The 15,502-nt window shown below is 58.8% G+C and carries 15 protein-coding genes; 3 read left to right on the top strand and 12 right to left on the bottom strand.

Translation table 11 applies throughout. From position 1 onward, the window contains the following. Window positions 1–108: 108 nt before the first annotated feature. The 9 genes from msrQ to mrcB all read right to left on the bottom strand — a co-directional run bounded on the left by msrQ (window position 109) and on the right by mrcB (window position 9,926). Complete coding sequence (gene msrQ / locus A7317_RS24665; protein ID WP_024077403.1) at window positions 109–729, bottom strand: protein-methionine-sulfoxide reductase heme-binding subunit MsrQ; 621 nt, start codon at window positions 727–729, stop codon at window positions 109–111. Next, window positions 729–1,742, bottom strand: a complete 1,014-nt coding sequence (msrP, locus tag A7317_RS24670) for a protein-methionine-sulfoxide reductase catalytic subunit MsrP (protein WP_069077017.1) — start codon at window positions 1,740–1,742, stop codon at window positions 729–731. The genes msrQ and msrP overlap by 1 nt, the downstream gene beginning before the upstream one ends. A 63-nt stretch (window positions 1,743–1,805) precedes the next feature. Beyond that, window positions 1,806–2,663 (bottom strand): CDP-diacylglycerol--serine O-phosphatidyltransferase, encoded by an 858-nt coding sequence (gene pssA, locus A7317_RS24675; RefSeq protein WP_024077405.1) that lies wholly within the window; start codon window positions 2,661–2,663, stop codon window positions 1,806–1,808. A gap of 144 nt (window positions 2,664–2,807) precedes the next feature. After that, complete coding sequence (ilvC, locus tag A7317_RS24680; protein ID WP_003176099.1) at window positions 2,808–3,824, bottom strand: ketol-acid reductoisomerase; 1,017 nt, start codon at window positions 3,822–3,824, stop codon at window positions 2,808–2,810. A 47-nt stretch (window positions 3,825–3,871) separates the two neighbouring features. Then, window positions 3,872–4,363, bottom strand: coding sequence for an acetolactate synthase small subunit (gene ilvN, locus A7317_RS24685; protein WP_003176102.1), 492 nt, complete (start codon window positions 4,361–4,363; stop codon window positions 3,872–3,874). 2 nt (window positions 4,364–4,365) lie between these two features. Further along, window positions 4,366–6,090 carry an acetolactate synthase 3 large subunit gene (locus tag A7317_RS24690; protein ID WP_041161297.1) on the bottom strand — a complete coding sequence of 575 codons (1,725 nt, stop codon included), beginning with the start codon at window positions 6,088–6,090 and terminating at the stop codon, window positions 4,366–4,368. A gap of 431 nt (window positions 6,091–6,521) precedes the next feature. Then, on the bottom strand, window positions 6,522–6,851 hold the full coding sequence (locus tag A7317_RS24695) for a YqcC family protein (protein ID WP_024077407.1): 330 nt from the start codon (window positions 6,849–6,851) through the stop codon (window positions 6,522–6,524). Beyond that, window positions 6,851–7,585: a tetratricopeptide repeat protein gene (locus A7317_RS24700; RefSeq protein ID WP_024077408.1), complete on the bottom strand. Its 735-nt coding sequence runs from the start codon at window positions 7,583–7,585 to the stop codon at window positions 6,851–6,853. Before A7317_RS24700 ends, A7317_RS24695 begins: the two co-directional genes overlap by 1 nt. A 16-nt stretch (window positions 7,586–7,601) precedes the next feature. Next, the gene (gene mrcB / locus A7317_RS24705; RefSeq protein ID WP_024077409.1) at window positions 7,602–9,926 is read right to left on the bottom strand and encodes a penicillin-binding protein 1B; all 2,325 of its coding nucleotides are present in this window, start codon (window positions 9,924–9,926) and stop codon (window positions 7,602–7,604) included. 118 nt (window positions 9,927–10,044) lie between these two features. Between mrcB and A7317_RS24710 the strand changes: the two genes are divergently transcribed. From A7317_RS24710 to A7317_RS24720, 3 genes are all read left to right on the top strand, one after another. Continuing rightward, window positions 10,045–11,601, top strand: coding sequence for an AAA family ATPase (locus A7317_RS24710; protein WP_069077018.1), 1,557 nt, complete (start codon window positions 10,045–10,047; stop codon window positions 11,599–11,601). A 92-nt stretch (window positions 11,602–11,693) separates the two neighbouring features. Then, window positions 11,694–12,038 carry a pentapeptide repeat-containing protein gene (locus A7317_RS24715; protein ID WP_024077411.1) on the top strand — a complete coding sequence of 115 codons (345 nt, stop codon included), beginning with the start codon at window positions 11,694–11,696 and terminating at the stop codon, window positions 12,036–12,038. A 201-nt stretch (window positions 12,039–12,239) separates the two neighbouring features. Then, entirely contained in the window at window positions 12,240–12,512 is a 273-nt protein-coding gene (locus tag A7317_RS24720) for a TfoX/Sxy family protein (protein ID WP_024077412.1), read from the top strand. A 258-nt stretch (window positions 12,513–12,770) separates the two neighbouring features. Here A7317_RS24720 and A7317_RS24725 read toward each other — a convergent pair whose 3' ends face one another. From A7317_RS24725 to A7317_RS24735, 3 genes are read right to left on the bottom strand one after another with little or no spacing between them, the layout of a single operon-like run. Further along, a complete protein-coding gene (locus A7317_RS24725) occupies window positions 12,771–13,538 on the bottom strand; it encodes a heme ABC transporter ATP-binding protein (protein WP_024077413.1) in 768 nt (255 codons plus the stop codon). Beyond that, window positions 13,538–14,575, bottom strand: a complete 1,038-nt coding sequence (locus A7317_RS24730) for a FecCD family ABC transporter permease (protein ID WP_024077414.1) — start codon at window positions 14,573–14,575, stop codon at window positions 13,538–13,540. The genes A7317_RS24725 and A7317_RS24730 overlap by 1 nt, the downstream gene beginning before the upstream one ends. Continuing rightward, window positions 14,572–15,450: a heme/hemin ABC transporter substrate-binding protein gene (locus tag A7317_RS24735; protein ID WP_069077019.1), complete on the bottom strand. Its 879-nt coding sequence runs from the start codon at window positions 15,448–15,450 to the stop codon at window positions 14,572–14,574. The genes A7317_RS24730 and A7317_RS24735 overlap by 4 nt, the downstream gene beginning before the upstream one ends. Between the last annotated feature and the right edge of the window lie 52 nt (window positions 15,451–15,502).

Genomic DNA, 15,502 nt, shown 5'->3' on the forward strand with positions numbered 1-15,502 from the left:
CTTCAGTCGAATCTTGCGTAACTCTTTGTTTACCAAGGAGTTTTCCGTTTCGACTGCGCCGGAAGTGGGGCGAATTATAGACTTCCAGAATCTGCCGTCAAGCGTTAATTACGCTTTTGTCGCAGAAGGTGCTTTTTTCGCAATAAGGCGGGGAATTCGACGGGCTACTGGCGGTATCCGCAATACGAGAAGCAACGCGCCAATAGCCGCATAGATAGACCACTCTTTCAGATCGGCCCGTACAATCCACAGCATGTGTAGTAAGCCGAGCCCGAGAATCACGTACACAAGGCGATGCAGCTTCTTCCAACGACTACCTAGCCGGCGTTGACTATAGCGATTCGAAGTAACTGCCAGCATCAGCAGAGAGAGGAACCCCAACGCACCTACAATAATGTAAGGCCGCTTGCGCAACTCCACACCCAACTGCGACCAATCAAGGCCCAGGACAAATACGCAATACGCTGCCAGGTGCAGCACTACATAAGCAAAACACCACAACCCCAGCTGGCGGCGTACGACTATCCATCCCGCCCAACCGCTCAACTTCTGCAACGGCGTCATTGCGAGCGTGATCAGCAGCAGGATCAAGGTCCCTAACCCCAACCGATCAACCAGCACTTTCCCTGGATCCGGCCCCAGAGCAAAGCTCCATGCTTCATATAGCCAGAACAGGGGCCACACCATGATGGACAGGAATACGCCGATGCGCCAAATCGGATAACGCATCAGTAGTTCTTCCGTAAATCGAGGCCGGTATATAAAGAGGCGACCTCATCCGAGTAACCATTGAACATCTGCGTCTCGCGCACATTCGGACTGAACAAGCCACTCGGCAGACGACGCTCCCGCGCTTGCGTCCACCGAGGATGGTCGACTGTAGGGTTCACATTCGCATAGAACCCATATTCGTCTGACGCGATGCTCTGCCACGTGGTCTTGGGCTGCTCGCTCACCAGGCTGATTCGCACAATGGACTTCACGCTCTTGAAACCATATTTCCACGGCACCACCAGACGCAAGGGCGCGCCATTCTGATTGGGCAATTCTCGTCCATACATCCCCACCGCAAGGATCGCCAACGGATTCATTGCCTCATCCAGGCGTAGCCCTTCGACATAGGGCCAGTCGATCAAGGCGAAACTTGAACGCTGCCCCGGCATGCTCTTGGGGTCCTGGAGCGTTTCAAAGCGGATGTACTTGGCCCTGGAGGTTGGCTCAACCTGTTTGAGCAAAGCAGATATAGGAAAGCCAATCCATGGAATGACCATCGACCACGCCTCGACACAGCGCAGACGATAGATACGCTCTTCCAACAGGTAAGGCTTCATGAAGTCTTCCAGGGCATAACGCCCAGGCTTCGCGACCTCGCCATCAATCACAACACTCCAGGGCTCAGTCTTGAGTGACCCCGCATTGGATGCTGGATCCCCCTTATCCGTACCGAACTCATAGAAGTTGTTGTAGTGGGTCGCATCCTTGAACGGGGTGATAGCCTCGTCCTTTACCGTCACCGCCTGCCATTTCGTAGCAGTCAGTTTCTCGGCAAACCAACCTGGAGCCTTACCCGGCTCGACATCGGCATAACGCGCGGGTTCGCCAGCACTCGCCCAACGCGGCAGGCTACTGGCAGCAACACCCGCCAGCGCACCACCGAGCAAGCTGCGGCGGGATAGGTAGAAAGACTCAGGCGTGACATCCGATTCGTGGCAATCGGACGCTTTAGGCAATTTGATTAACATGGCAACTCCGCAGCATTGGAGAACTGATGCACCAATAGACTGCGGAGTATGGGGGAAATTACATTAAGGCAACGTTTTGTCCCGACGCAGATGCAGCAGATACTGAATCGGGCCGGAGGCCGCATAGACAAGGAACGCCAGCAGCAGGATACGCGGCGGATCACTGAAGACGACCGCAAACACCAGCACCACCACCAGAATCGCAACGAAAGGCACCCTCCCCTTCAGGTCGAACTCCTTGAAGCTGTTGTACTTGATGTTACTGACCATCAGCATGCCGGCCGCCGCAACCATCAAGGCCACCAGGAACGACATCTTCGACCCCTGGATACCGTAGTCACTGAACGCCCAGACGATACCCGCCACGACACCGGCAGCAGCAGGGCTGGCCAAGCCAATGAAGTAACGCTTGTCAGCCTTACCGACCTGGGTATTGAAACGCGCCAGACGCAACGCAGCCCCAGCAACATAGATGAAAGCAACCATCCAGCCGACCTTGCCCATATCGCCCAGCGCCCAAGCGAACGCCAGCAACGCCGGAGCGACGCCAAAGGCCACCATGTCCGACAGCGAGTCATACTCGGCACCGAAGGCACTTTGGGTATTGGTCATACGGGCCACGCGCCCATCCAGGCCGTCGAGCACCATGGCCACGAAGATTGCGATGGCGGCAAAACCGAAGTATTTGCTCGCACTTGCGGCATCACCAGCAGCCAGGGCGCTTTGGGCACTCATGGAGTTGATGATGGAATAGAAACCGGCAAACAGGTTCGCCGTGGTGAACAGGTTGGGCAGAAGATAGATGCCACGATGCCGGACCTTGCGGCCTTCAGCGTCATGCCCTTCTTCGACATGCTCATCGATCGGTAGCAGGCTTTCGGCGTCAGAAGCCTGGCTTGGCTCTTCGGGACGTTCGCTCATGGACTTTACCTTGCAACGGTGTGAAAAAATTCGACAAATACTTGCGGCGAGTGTTCGCCCGCAAACGATGCAGCTTTATACCAGAACCAGGCTCCCAAACGAAAAAACGCGGCCTAAGCCGCGTTTTCCCTTGATGCGTACGACTTAGTTCTTGGCTTTGTCGACGATCTTGTTGGCACCGATCCACGGCATCATGGAGCGCAGTTGCTCGCCGATGACTTCAATACCGTGAGCGGCATTGTTACGACGCTTGGCGGTCATCGAAGGGTAGCCGGTGGCACCTTCGCTGATGAACATTTTGGCGTATTCGCCGTCCTGAATACGTTTCAGGGCGTTACGCATAGCCTGACGGGACTCGGCGTTAATCACTTCCGGACCAGTCACGTATTCGCCGTACTCAGCGTTGTTGGAGATCGAGTAGTTCATGTTGGCGATACCGCCTTCGTACATGAGGTCAACGATCAGCTTCAGTTCGTGCAGGCATTCGAAGTAGGCCATTTCCGGCGCGTAGCCAGCTTCAACCAGCGTTTCGAAACCAGCCTTGACCAGCTCAACGGTACCGCCGCACAGAACGGCTTGTTCGCCGAACAGGTCGGTTTCAGTCTCGTCCTTGAAAGTGGTTTCGATGATGCCGGTACGACCGCCACCCACACCAGCAGCGTAGGACAGCGCAACGTTTTTGGCATTGCCCGAGGCGTCCTGGTAGATAGCGATCAGGTCAGGGATACCGCCACCTTTGACGAACTCGGAACGCACAGTGTGACCCGGTGCTTTCGGCGCGATCATGATCACGTCCAGGTCGGCGCGTGGCACGACTTGGTTGTAGTGAATCGCGAAGCCGTGGGAGAAGGCCAGGGTGGCGCCCTTCTTGATGTTCGGCTCGATTTCGTTCTTGTACAGCGCGGACTGGAACTCGTCCGGGGTCAGGATCATGACCAGGTCGGCAGCCGCAACAGCGGAAGCAACGTCGGTCACTTTCAGGCCGTGGGCTTCAGCCTTGGCAACAGTGGCCGAGCCTTTACGCAGGCCAACAGTCACGTCAACGCCGGAATCTTTCAGGTTGCACGCCTGGGCGTGACCTTGGGAACCGTAGCCAATGATGGCGACTTTCTTGCCCTGGATGATCGACAGGTCACAATCTTTATCGTAATAAACTTTCATGAGGTTCCTCTATATATCCAGGCCGTGAGGCCATTCACTAATTTGGGTTAGATGCTGAGTACTTTGTCGCCACGGGCAATCCCGGTGACACCACTGCGTACGGTTTCCAGAATCGAGGCCGTCCCGATCGACTGGATGAAGCTATCCAGTTTGTCGCTCGTACCGGTCAGTTGAACGGTATAAACGCTGGCGCTCACATCGACGATCTGCCCGCGATAAATGTCGGTAGTCCGCTTGATCTCGGCACGTTGAGCACCCGTAGCCTTGACTTTAACCAGCATCAGCTCGCGCTCGATGTGGGCACTTTCCGACAGGTCGACCAGCTTGACCACTTCGATCAGCTTGTTGAGGTTCTTGGTGATCTGCTCGATCACCTCATCGTGGCCAACGGTGGTCAACGTCAGGCGCGACAGGGTCGGGTCCTCGGTCGGCGCCACGGTCAGGCTTTCGATGTTGTAGTTGCGTTGCGAAAACAGACCGACAACACGAGACAGAGCGCCGGGTTCGTTCTCCAGAAGCAGGGAGATAATATGCCGCATGATTAAGTACGCTCCGTCTTGTTCAGCCACATGTCGCGCATAGAGCCGTCTTTGATCTGCATCGGGTAGACGTGCTCACTGGTATCCACCTGAATATCGATGAACACCAGACGATCTTTCATGGCGAACGCCTCTTCCATTTTCGGCTTCAGATCTTTCAAGTCAGTGATGCGCATGCCGACGTGGCCATAGGCTTCAACCAATTTGACAAAATCCGGCAGCGATTCCATGTAGGAATGGGAGTGACGGCTGTTGTAACTCATGTCCTGCCACTGACGAACCATGCCCAGCACGCCGTTGTTCAGGCAGACAATCTTCACCGGAAGACCATACTGCAGGCACGTCGACAGTTCCTGAATGTTCATCTGGATACTGCCTTCACCGGTGACGCACGCGACGTCAGTCTCCGGGAAGCTCAATTTCACACCCATGGCCGCAGGAAAACCAAAGCCCATCGTGCCCAGGCCACCGGAGTTGATCCAACGATTGGGCTTGTCGAACTTGTAGTACTGCGCGGCGAACATCTGGTGCTGGCCCACATCGGAGGTCACAAAGGCGTCGCCCTTGGTCACTTCGCACAGGGTCTCGATCACGGTTTGTGGCTTGATGATGCTACCGTCGCCCTTGTCGTAAGGGAACAAGCCACGATCACCGCGCCATTCGTCGATCTGCTTCCACCAGCTGGCAACCGACTCCTTGTTTGGCGTTTCGCCGATGTCCTTGAGCGCGGCGACCATTTCGGTCAACACGCTCTCTACAGGTCCCACGATCGGCACGTCGGCCTTGATGGTCTTGGAGATGGACGCCGGATCGATGTCGATATGGATGATCTTGGCGTTCGGGCAGAATTTGCTCGCGCCATTGATCACACGGTCATCGAACCGCGCGCCCACGGCCAGGATCACGTCGGCGTGGTGCATGGCAAGGTTGGCGGTGTAGCTGCCGTGCATGCCGAGCATACCGACGAACTGACGGTCCGTTCCCGGGAATGCGCCGAGGCCCATCAGGGTGTTGGTGACCGGCAGGTTAAGCAGCTTGGCCAGTTCGGTCAGCGGTGCAGAACCGCCGCCCAGGATCACGCCACCGCCCGAGTAAAGCACAGGGCGCTTGGCCGCCAGGAGCATTTCTGCCGCCTTGCGAATTTGCCCCGAGTGCCCACGAACAGCCGGGCTGTAGGAGCGCAGCTTGGCTTTCTTGGGGAATACGTATTCGAATTTCTCAGCCGGGTTGGTCATGTCTTTCGGGATATCGACCACCACAGGACCCGGGCGACCGGACTGCGCGAGGTAGAAGGCCTTCTTCATGACTTCCGGGATTTCCGAAGCATGCTTGATCATGAAGCTGTGTTTCACGATCGGCCGGGAGATACCGATCATGTCGGTTTCCTGGAATGCATCGGTACCAACCATGGTGCTAGCGACCTGGCCGGAAATGATCACCATCGGGATGGAGTCCATATAAGCAGTCGCAATGCCGGTAATGGCATTGGTTGCGCCTGGGCCGGATGTGACCAGTACCACGCCGGCTTTACCGGTGGCACGGGCATAACCGTCAGCCATATGGGTCGCAGCCTGTTCGTGGCGGACCAGGATGTGGGTAACAGCCGGCTCCTTGAACAGTGCGTCGTAGACATGCAGCAGAGCACCACCTGGGTACCCGTAGATATAGTCGACGCCTTCGTCACGCAAAAAGCGGACGAGCATCTCACCGCCAGATAAAAGCTCCACGTTGTTCACCTCTAAAACGCCAGAATACCGTCCGTTGAAAACCGACGGGTCTTAATAGGTTTACTTCTCAACAGAGCATGAGCGACGGTGGTCGCCGACTACGTCAGCACTGACTGAGCAAGTATTGGGATCGTCCCAAGTGTTGCGGGCTTTTCCCACCCAGCGCGAGGTAACGCGTTGCGGGTGTAACAGGTCGGCGCGGATGTGCGCCTCATGATCTGCTGAGCGGGCCTGCTTCTGGCAGTCCCGATACAGCGGACTTTGGATTCTTCTGTTTCAGGCCCTTCAAGTCAAGCAATAATTGCGCTTTTTTCCAACTAAGCGCATGAGAACGCAGAAGAAAGGCCTTTGAGGAGGGATAAAACTCGCCTGAATGTCGTCAAGCGGTAGAAATGTGCGCAAGACTGCCGGAAAAGCCGGCAGCCATGCAATTAACGAGCGTCGACGATCAATTGGTCGAACTTTTTCAGCGCATTGCGCAAGCCAAGGCTCTCAAGCGGGCGATCGGCGTAAACCATCTCCGCCATCTCCAGGATCCCTGATGCATTGGGCAATGGCAGATCCTGCTCGAGGATCTGCTTCATGCGCACCAGGAAGATCCATTGCAGCCACTGGTGAAAGTCCAGCGTATCCACCGAAAAGGGCTCGACACTGCTCAGAGCCTCAGCACTGGGGGACTTTTCGTCCCACCATCCCTGCGTGCGCAATTCGCGCTCAATCAGCAATAACTGTTCGGCAATTGCTGGAAAACGCGCATCCATCAGAGGCTGACCTTGGCTTTTTGCCGAGCCTGCGCAGCGCCGGCAGCATCACCTTGTGCGGCACGAGCATCACCGATCAAGGCCCACAGGCTGGCTTGCAGGTCAGGACGACCGTTCGCCAGGGTGAGGCCACGACGGGCGAACTGCTCGGCTTGCGGTGCATCGCCCTGGGCCATGCGTACCTGGGCCAGGCGATACAGCACTTGCGGTTCGCGTGGCGCTACGCGCTGGGCACGCTCGAGGCTCGACGATGCGCCATTCAGGTCGCCACCGGCCTGTTGCTGTTGCGCGGTGGTCAGCAACGCCAGCACCGGGCCATCCAGTTGCTCGTCAGCGGACAGGCCGCCAGCGCTCGAGGACGACGGAATACCGCTTGGCGTCGAAGGCATGTTGTAGGTGCCTTGGTTGATCGGTGCCGTTTGGATCGGCGTGGAATCAATCGGCCCCGACGTACTTGGGCCAGGCGTCCAAGGTTCCGCGCTGATCGGTGCCGCCGTTGCCGCGCCGGCACCTGGCACCATCACCACCACGCCCGAATCCTGTGGGACGGCCTGGGTTGCGGCTTGTACCGGGCGCTTGGTCACGGTCTGACGGAACCCGCCATTGGCCGAGATCCGGTCGTTATTGGAAACGGCCGTGCTCGAGTCCACCACGGGAATGGAACCGCGCTGCACGCTGGAGCAGCCGCCGAGCAAAGCCAGAGCTGTAATAGCTGGAATCCACCACTTGTTCACTTGAAACCCTCTTTGCTTAATTCATCCAGCCCTTGACCCAATCCATCACCGATTCCGCGTCAGCAGGGGCACTGCCACCGCACGCAGCACCGGGTGGTGGTTCGCTGCCGCGAATATACGGCATCTGCACCGCGCCCGGACAGTTGGCATCGGAGCCCTGACCGGTATGCGGATCAATCCAGGCCTGCACGATATTGTCCGGCTGCGGCATATTCAGCGGCAGCGGATCAGCCTTGCGCATGAAACTGGTCCAGACTTGCAGCGCACCGGTCGCACCAGTAAACGGCGTCTTGCCATTATCATCACGCCCCAGCCACACCACGGCCAGCACATCCTGGCCAAAACCGGCGAACCAGCTGTCACGGGAGTCGTTACTGGTACCGGTCTTGCCGGCCAGCGTCAGGTTCGACGGCAGCACTTTATAGACAGAGCTGCCGGTACCTTCACGCATCACACGTTGCATACCGTTCTGGATCAGGTAGATGGAGCCCGCATCGAAACGCTGCTGTATCTGGAATGGATAGCGCTTGAGCGGCTCGCCTTCGGCTGTCAGCACACTGCGAATGCCGCGCATCGGCGTATTGAAACCACCGTTGGCGAGGGTCTGGTACATGGTCGCCACTTCCATCGGCGTCATCGCACCGGCCCCCAGCAGCATCGATGGGAAGGCCGGGAATTCACGGGTAATGCCCAGGCGTGCCAGTGTCTTGAGAACATTCGGCACCCCCACTTCAAGACCCAGCCGCGACGTGGAAATGTTGTAGGAATGCGCCAAGCCCTGGTACAGGAAGATCGTGCCATGGGAGCGGCGATCGAAGTTCTGCGGCGTCCACACCTGGCCATCGGCACCTTTGACAGACAGCGGGTCATCCGACAGCCAACTGGTCAGCGTGTATTTGCTCGGTTTTTCCAACGCCGTCAGGTAGACCGCCGGCTTGACCAGCGAGCCGATGGGGCGCACGGCATCGAGGGCGCGGTTGAAACCAGCGAAACTGGCCTGGCGACTGCCGATCATCGCCTGGACTTCGCCGGTTTCCGGGTTAGTCACGACCATGGCCGCTTCGACTTCGTCGGAGCCTTTACGGCCTGTCAGGCGTTTGAAGGTGTCGTTGACCGACGCTTCGGCCTTCATCTGCAGGATCGGATCGAAACTGGTGAAGATCCGCAGGCCCTCTTCGGTCAAGTCTTCGTCGCGGTAGTCTTCACGCAGTTGACGCTTGACCAGGTCGATAAAGCCAGGGAAGGAGCTGTCGGCCAGCTTGCCGCGAGTGGTCACACCCAGTGGCATTTTCTTCGCTGCAGCGACTTGCTCGGCCGTGGCCACGCCCTGCTGCTCCAATACATCGAGCACCAGGTTGCGGCGTTCGAGCGCACGCTCAGGATTACGACGCGGGTTGTAGTAGGAAGGCCCCTTGACCATCCCCACCAACAACGCAACCTGATGCAGCTTCAGCTCGGAGAGTGGCTGGCCGAAAAAGAACTGGCTGGCCAGACCGAAACCGTGCACCGCGCGCTGGCCATCCTGGCCGACGAATACCTCGTTGAGGTAAGCCTCGAGGATTTCCTGCTTGCTGTAGTGCAGCTCCAGCAGCATCGCCATCATGGCTTCGGTCAGTTTGCGGGTAAGGCTGCGCTCGTTGGTCAGGTAGAAGTTCTTCACCAACTGCTGGGTCAGCGTACTGCCGCCCTGGGTCATTTTGCCGCCGGAGGTGTTGACCCAGATGGCACGGGCAATCGACTTCGGCGAGACGCCCCAGTGGCTGTAGAAATCGCGGTCCTCCACAGCGACCAGGGTTTCCAGCAGGTACGGCGGCACCTGATCAAGCTTGATCAGGATACGATCTTCAAGGTTCTTCGGGTAAATCCCGCCGATCATCAGGGGTTCCAGGCGAACCACCGGCAGTTTGGAACCATTGAGTGACGACAGTTCGGCCACATAGTCGCCGGAAAAACGCACCCGCACCGGCTGGGCTTTTTCCAGGCCCTCATAGAACTGGAAGCCACGGGTATTCAAATCGACAGTATTACCGCTGACGGCTGCCGCGCCAGGCCCGTTACTCACGGGTTCGCGGCGGTAGCCCAAGGCGTCGAGTTCGGTAAGGAAGTCATCCTTGCTCAGCTTCTGGCCGGTGAACAGCTCCAAGGGGCGGGCATACACCTTGGCCGGGATAGTCCAACGCTTGCCGGAGAATTTCTCCTGGACCACAGCGTCGAGATATACCGCGAAGCCGGCGAGCACGACGAGGCCCACAAGGCTGAGCTTGAGCGCCCAGCCCAGCCATGGGCGCAGGCCGCGGGAAGGAGGTTTTTTACGGGAACGGGGAGATCGGGATCGAGTCATGGCGGCGGATTATACGCACTTTATTGATGATCAACATGAGCCGGACAGCGGTTTGCACGACCGTGCGTAGCGGCCATAATGCCTGCCATGAATTTCCCAAGACTCTGAAGGATCGCCCGTGAGCCAGTCCCTGATCACCGCCCTGCAAAACCCGGCCCTATACCCCCATCCAGTCGAAGCGTTTCAAGTCATCGAGACCCACATTTCATGGGTGATACTGACCGGCCCCTACGCCTACAAACTGAAGAAGCCAATGAACTTCGGCTTTCTGGACTTCACCGACCTGAAGGATCGCGGTCATTTCTGCCGGGAAGAGCTGCGCCTCAACCAGCGCCTTACCCAAGATTTGTATCTTGAAGTGTTGCCAATTACCGGCACTGCCGAAGCACCGCAATTGGGCGGTGAAGGCCCGGTGATCGAATACGCGCTGAAAATGCGCCAGTTCCCACAGAGCCAGCTGCTCAGCACCCTGCAAGCCAATGGCGAGTTGACCAGCGCGCACATCGATGAAATGGCCAAGCAAATCGCGCACTTTCATCTCACGGCCCCCAAAGTCCCCCAAGATCACCCGGCCGGCACCCCAGACGAAGTGATGGCGCCCGTACGGCAAAACTTTGAACAGATCCGCCCATTCCTCAGCGACAAGGCCGACCTGGTGCAACTTGAAGCCCTTCAAGCCTGGGCCGAAAGCAGCTTCGAGCGCCTCAAGCCCCTACTTGCACAACGCAAGCTCGATGGTTTCACCCGCGAGTGCCACGGTGATATCCACCTCGGCAACGCCACCTTGATCGATGGCCATGTGGTGATCTTCGACTGCATCGAGTTCAACGAGCCGTTCCGCTTCACCGATGTGTATGCCGACACCGCCTTCCTGGCCATGGACTTGGAAGACCGCGGCCTCAAATCCCTGGCGCGCCGTTTTATCAGCCAGTATCTGGAACTGACCGGCGACTATCGCGGCCTTGAAGTGCTGAACTTCTATAAAGCGTACCGTGCACTGGTACGCGCCAAGGTTTCGCTGTTCAGCATGCCAAGCGAAGCAGACCCGGTGCGCCGCGCCACCACCCTGCGCCAGTACCGCAACTATGCCAACCTGGCAGAAAGCTATAGCACCATTCCCTCACGTTTCCTGGCCATTACCCATGGCGTGTCAGCGGTCGGCAAAAGCCATGTAGCAATGCGCCTGGTGGAAGCGCTGGGCGCCATTCGCCTGCGCTCGGACGTGGAACGCAAGCGCTTGTTTGGCGAGCAACAAGTGGAAAACACCCCACAGGCCGGCATCTATGCCGCCGATGCGAGTGCAAAAACCTACGCGCGCCTGAACGAGATGGCCGATACCATCCTGCGGGCCGGCTTCCCGGTGGTGCTGGATGCCACCTTCTTGAAGCGCGACCAGCGCGACGCCGCGGCCAAGGTCGCCGAAGCGACCGGCGCGCCCTTCCTGATCCTGGACTGCAACGCACCACAAGCCGTCATCACCAGTTGGCTGGCTCAACGTCAGGCCGATAAAAACGACCCTTCCGACGCCACCCTGGCTGTTATCGAAGAACAGCAAGCCCATCGCGACCCACTCACGGCCGAGGAGCTACTCCTGAGCAAGCGCGTCGAAACCAATGAAAGTGGGACACTGGACGCATTGGTAGCGCACATCCGTCAGCGCCTGCCGGGCTTGTAAGAAAAAATTCTTGGCTGCGTCGTCGTCTTCGGCGCGCAACCAGGGAATAGTGGCACTATAATGGCGTCATAAATCCAACAGGTATCGACATCATGAGTCAGCCGAAGCTTCTCGATACACCGCTCTACTCGCTCCTGCATAAAGACGATATCCGAGGCTTCAATCAGGAACGTCCCAAAGACGGCGTTATCGACATGCGTGGTGGCGACTTCCGAGGTTTGGACCTGCGTGACCTGAACGCCGCAGGGGTAGATTTCACCGACGCGTACTTCCGCTCTGCCGACTTGCGCGGCCTGGACTTGCGCGACTGCTCACTGGAGGGCGCCAGCCTGGCCCATGCGCAGATTTCGGGGACCTACTTTCCGCCTGAATTGACTGCCGATGAGATCCTCATGTCGGTCAACTTTGGCACGCGCCTGCGCTACCGCACCAAGTAATCCCCTGCCCCAACCCCGGCTGCGCATACAGCGTGCCGGGGCTTCACGCCTGCCCGCCGTCAAAAACCTCGCCCCATTCTTATAAGCTTTTGCGCCGTTCCTGGCCAAAGAACTACGCTTTTCCTACTGAACGCTACACTCCTTTCAGACTTGCCTGGTCACGATACCCACCGCACCATTCGGCCGTCGCAAGGAGGCTTGATGAACGATGAGCTGCAACACCTTAAAAACCTCGGCAAGACGTCGGCGCAGTGGCTGCATGCGGTGGGTATCCACAGCGCATCCGACTTGCGCCGCCTGGGAGCTGTGGATGCTTATCGAGCGGTACGCACCCGAGGGTTCCGCGCATCCAAAGTATTGCTGTATGCAATCGAAGGGGCATTGATGGATGTGCACTGGAACGACCTCCCTGCCGAGCGCAAGGAAGCGTTGAACCGTCAATTGGACGCTATTTCCACACGCCAGAAAAATTAGACCGGCAAGCCCATACAGTGTCTACAGGCTTTTCGAACGCGTGTTTGAGAAAAGCACGAGAGCCAGCAAAAACAAATGTTGACTCTTAAATGAGAATCGTTATGATTATCACAACTGGTCGCGAGATCAGCCGATAACTGAAAGACCATTGGTTCGGACTCTCAGATTATCTCCTCATCAGGCTAATCACGGTTATTTGACCCGGCTTTTGCCGGGTCTTTTTTTGCCTGCGAAAAGGCGCTGACAACCACCCGGACTTCAACGCGCGATAATCAACGGATGCCCACGCTCCGGGTGGAGCTGCACCAATACATCCAAACCGAATACCGCTTTAAGCGGCTCAGGTCGCATCACCCGTGCCGGCGTGTCCAGTGCATGCGGACGCCCTTGGGACAGCAACAAGATCCGGTCACAGTAACGCGCCGCCAGATTCAGATCATGGAGAATCACCAGCACAGCCGCGCCCCGATCGGCGAATGTCCGTATCGCCTGCAAGGTGGTGTGTTGGTGCAAGGGGTCCAGCATCGACGTCGGCTCATCCAACAACAACGTCTGCCCCTCCTCGCCCGGCCATAATTGCGCCATGACTCGCGCCAAATGCACACGCTGGCGTTCGCCGCCCGACAAGGCCAGGTAGCTGCGGCCGCTCAAATGCCCGACATCCGCGGCCAGCAGCGCTGCCTGGATAATCTCCTCATCACGCACCCGTCCGGTCTGATGGGGCAAGCGCCCCATGCCTACCACCTCTTCGACGCGGAAGGCGAAGTCCAAGGTCGAACTTTGCGGCAATACCGCCAGGCGCTGGGCGCGCTGCGATCCGCTCCAGCCCTTCAGCTCCTGCTGATCCAGCCATACCTTGCCCTGGTCCGGCGGCAGTTCACCACACAACGCCCCCAGCAATGTGCTCTTGCCAGCACCATTAGGCCCCAGCACACCGAGCACCTGACCCGGCAACAGGTCCAGGCTGACGTCCGCCAGCACGATTTTGCGACCACGCCGTATCTGCAGCGCCTCCACCCGCAACATCAGGCGCGCCCTCGCAATAACAGATAAAGAAAGAACGGCGCGCCAATAAACGCCGTCACGATGCCGATCGGCAATTCAGCCGGCGCCAACGCCAAGCGGGCGACCAGATCCGCCAACAGCAGCAGGCTCGCACCTGCCAATATCGAGGCTGGCAACAACACCCGATGATCCGGCCCCGCCAGCAATCGCACCAAGTGCGGCACGACCAGCCCGACAAACCCAATCATTCCCGCTGCCGCCACGGCCGCTCCCACGCCGAGGGCCGTGCAAAACACCAATTCGCGCTTGAGGCGCTCTACATCAACGCCCAAGTGACTGGCTTCGGACTCACCAAGCAGCAGCGCATTCAACGCCTTCGCCCGGCGCGGCAACCACAGCGCCACACCGGCGCTCACCAGCAGCAACGGCCACAGGCGCGAGTAGCTGGCGCCATTGAGACTGCCGAGGTTCCAGAAGGTCAGGGTCCGCAGGGTGGCGTCATCCGCCAGGTAGGTGAACAAACCCACCGCCGAGCTGGCGAGGGCTGTCAGCGCGATGCCGGCGAGCAGCATCGTCGCGACGTTAGTCTGGCCGTTGCGCCGCCCCAGCCGGTAGACCAGCGCCGTGACGCCAAGCCCACCGAGAAATGCACACAGCGATAATAGATAGGGGCCGAACGCGTCCGGCAAACCGCCGAAGAACGAACCACCGACAATGGCGATGGCCGCCCCCAGCGCCGCACCGCTGGAGACCCCGACCAAACCCGGATCCGCCAACGGGTTGCGAAACAAGCCCTGCATCGCCACGCCTGACAATGCCAGCACGCCCCCCACTGCCAGGCCCAGCAACGTCCGCGGCAAGCGAATTTGCCCCAGAATCAACTCCGCCTGCTCCAATCCCTGTGCCTCGATCGGCACGCCTACCAAGCGCAACGCCGCCTTGAGCGTATCCAACAGGGGCAAGCTGACCGGCCCCAGGGCCAATGAAAGCCAGATCGCCAGTGCACACAGCAGCGCCAGCCCGATAAACAGGGCTCGCGGCTTGACCAGGGTGGTCATGGGGCCGGTTTAGCCTGGGATGGATAGAAGCCGGCGGACAACGCCGACAGGCTTTGCGGTAAACGCGGCCCGAGCCCGCCCACCAGCAGCGTCGGGTCCAGCTCAATTACCCGCCCATTCCTGGCCGCCGGGGTGGAAGCCAGTATCGGGTTCTCCTTGAACAGCGCAGCCCGTGCCGCATCGCCGCTGAGGGCGCGATCAGCGAACACCAGCACTTGCGGGCTCAGCCCCGCCAGCGACTCCACGGAAAACGGCTTATAGCCAATATGGGTTGCCAGGTTGCGCCCACCGGCCTGCCGCAGCATCCAATCAGCGGCAGTGTCCTTGCCGGCGATCAACGGCTTGCCACCCGCATTACCGAGCAGCAGCAACACACCCGGCGCCTTTTGCGTGGCCTGCGCCTGGGCAACCCAACTTTTCTGCCGACCAAGGGCCTGCTCGTATCCCACAAACAACTCGCGGCCCTTGGCCTCAGTGCCCAGCAACGTGCCCAGGCGCTCAAGGTTAGCCTTCAAGGCAGGCAAATCCGGTTGCGCCGAGAACATCTCCACCTGCACACCCGCACCGCGAATCTGCGCCAGAACCGGCGGCGGCCCCATCTCTTCAGTGCCCACCAGGATCTGCGGACGCAGGCTGAGAATGCCTTCAGCCGACAATTGCCGCTGATAGCCGATGCTTGGCAATGCCTTGAGGGACGCCGGATGCTGGCTGGTCGTATCGACGCCCACCAACTTCGATTCACCGCCCAGGGCCACGACCCACTCAGACAAGGCCCCACCGGCACTCACCCAGCGCTGGGGCAGTTCAACGGCGCATGCCACGTGATTGACCAGCAGTCCGACAACAAGCGCAATAGCGCTGGCACTCAGTCGCATAACAGGGTTTCCTTCCAAGGGCGCGGCCACTGAGCCACTCATCGATGTGACA

The organism is Pseudomonas fluorescens (assembly GCF_001708445.1).
Taxonomy (GTDB): Bacteria; Pseudomonadota; Gammaproteobacteria; order Pseudomonadales; family Pseudomonadaceae; genus Aquipseudomonas; species Aquipseudomonas gorinensis.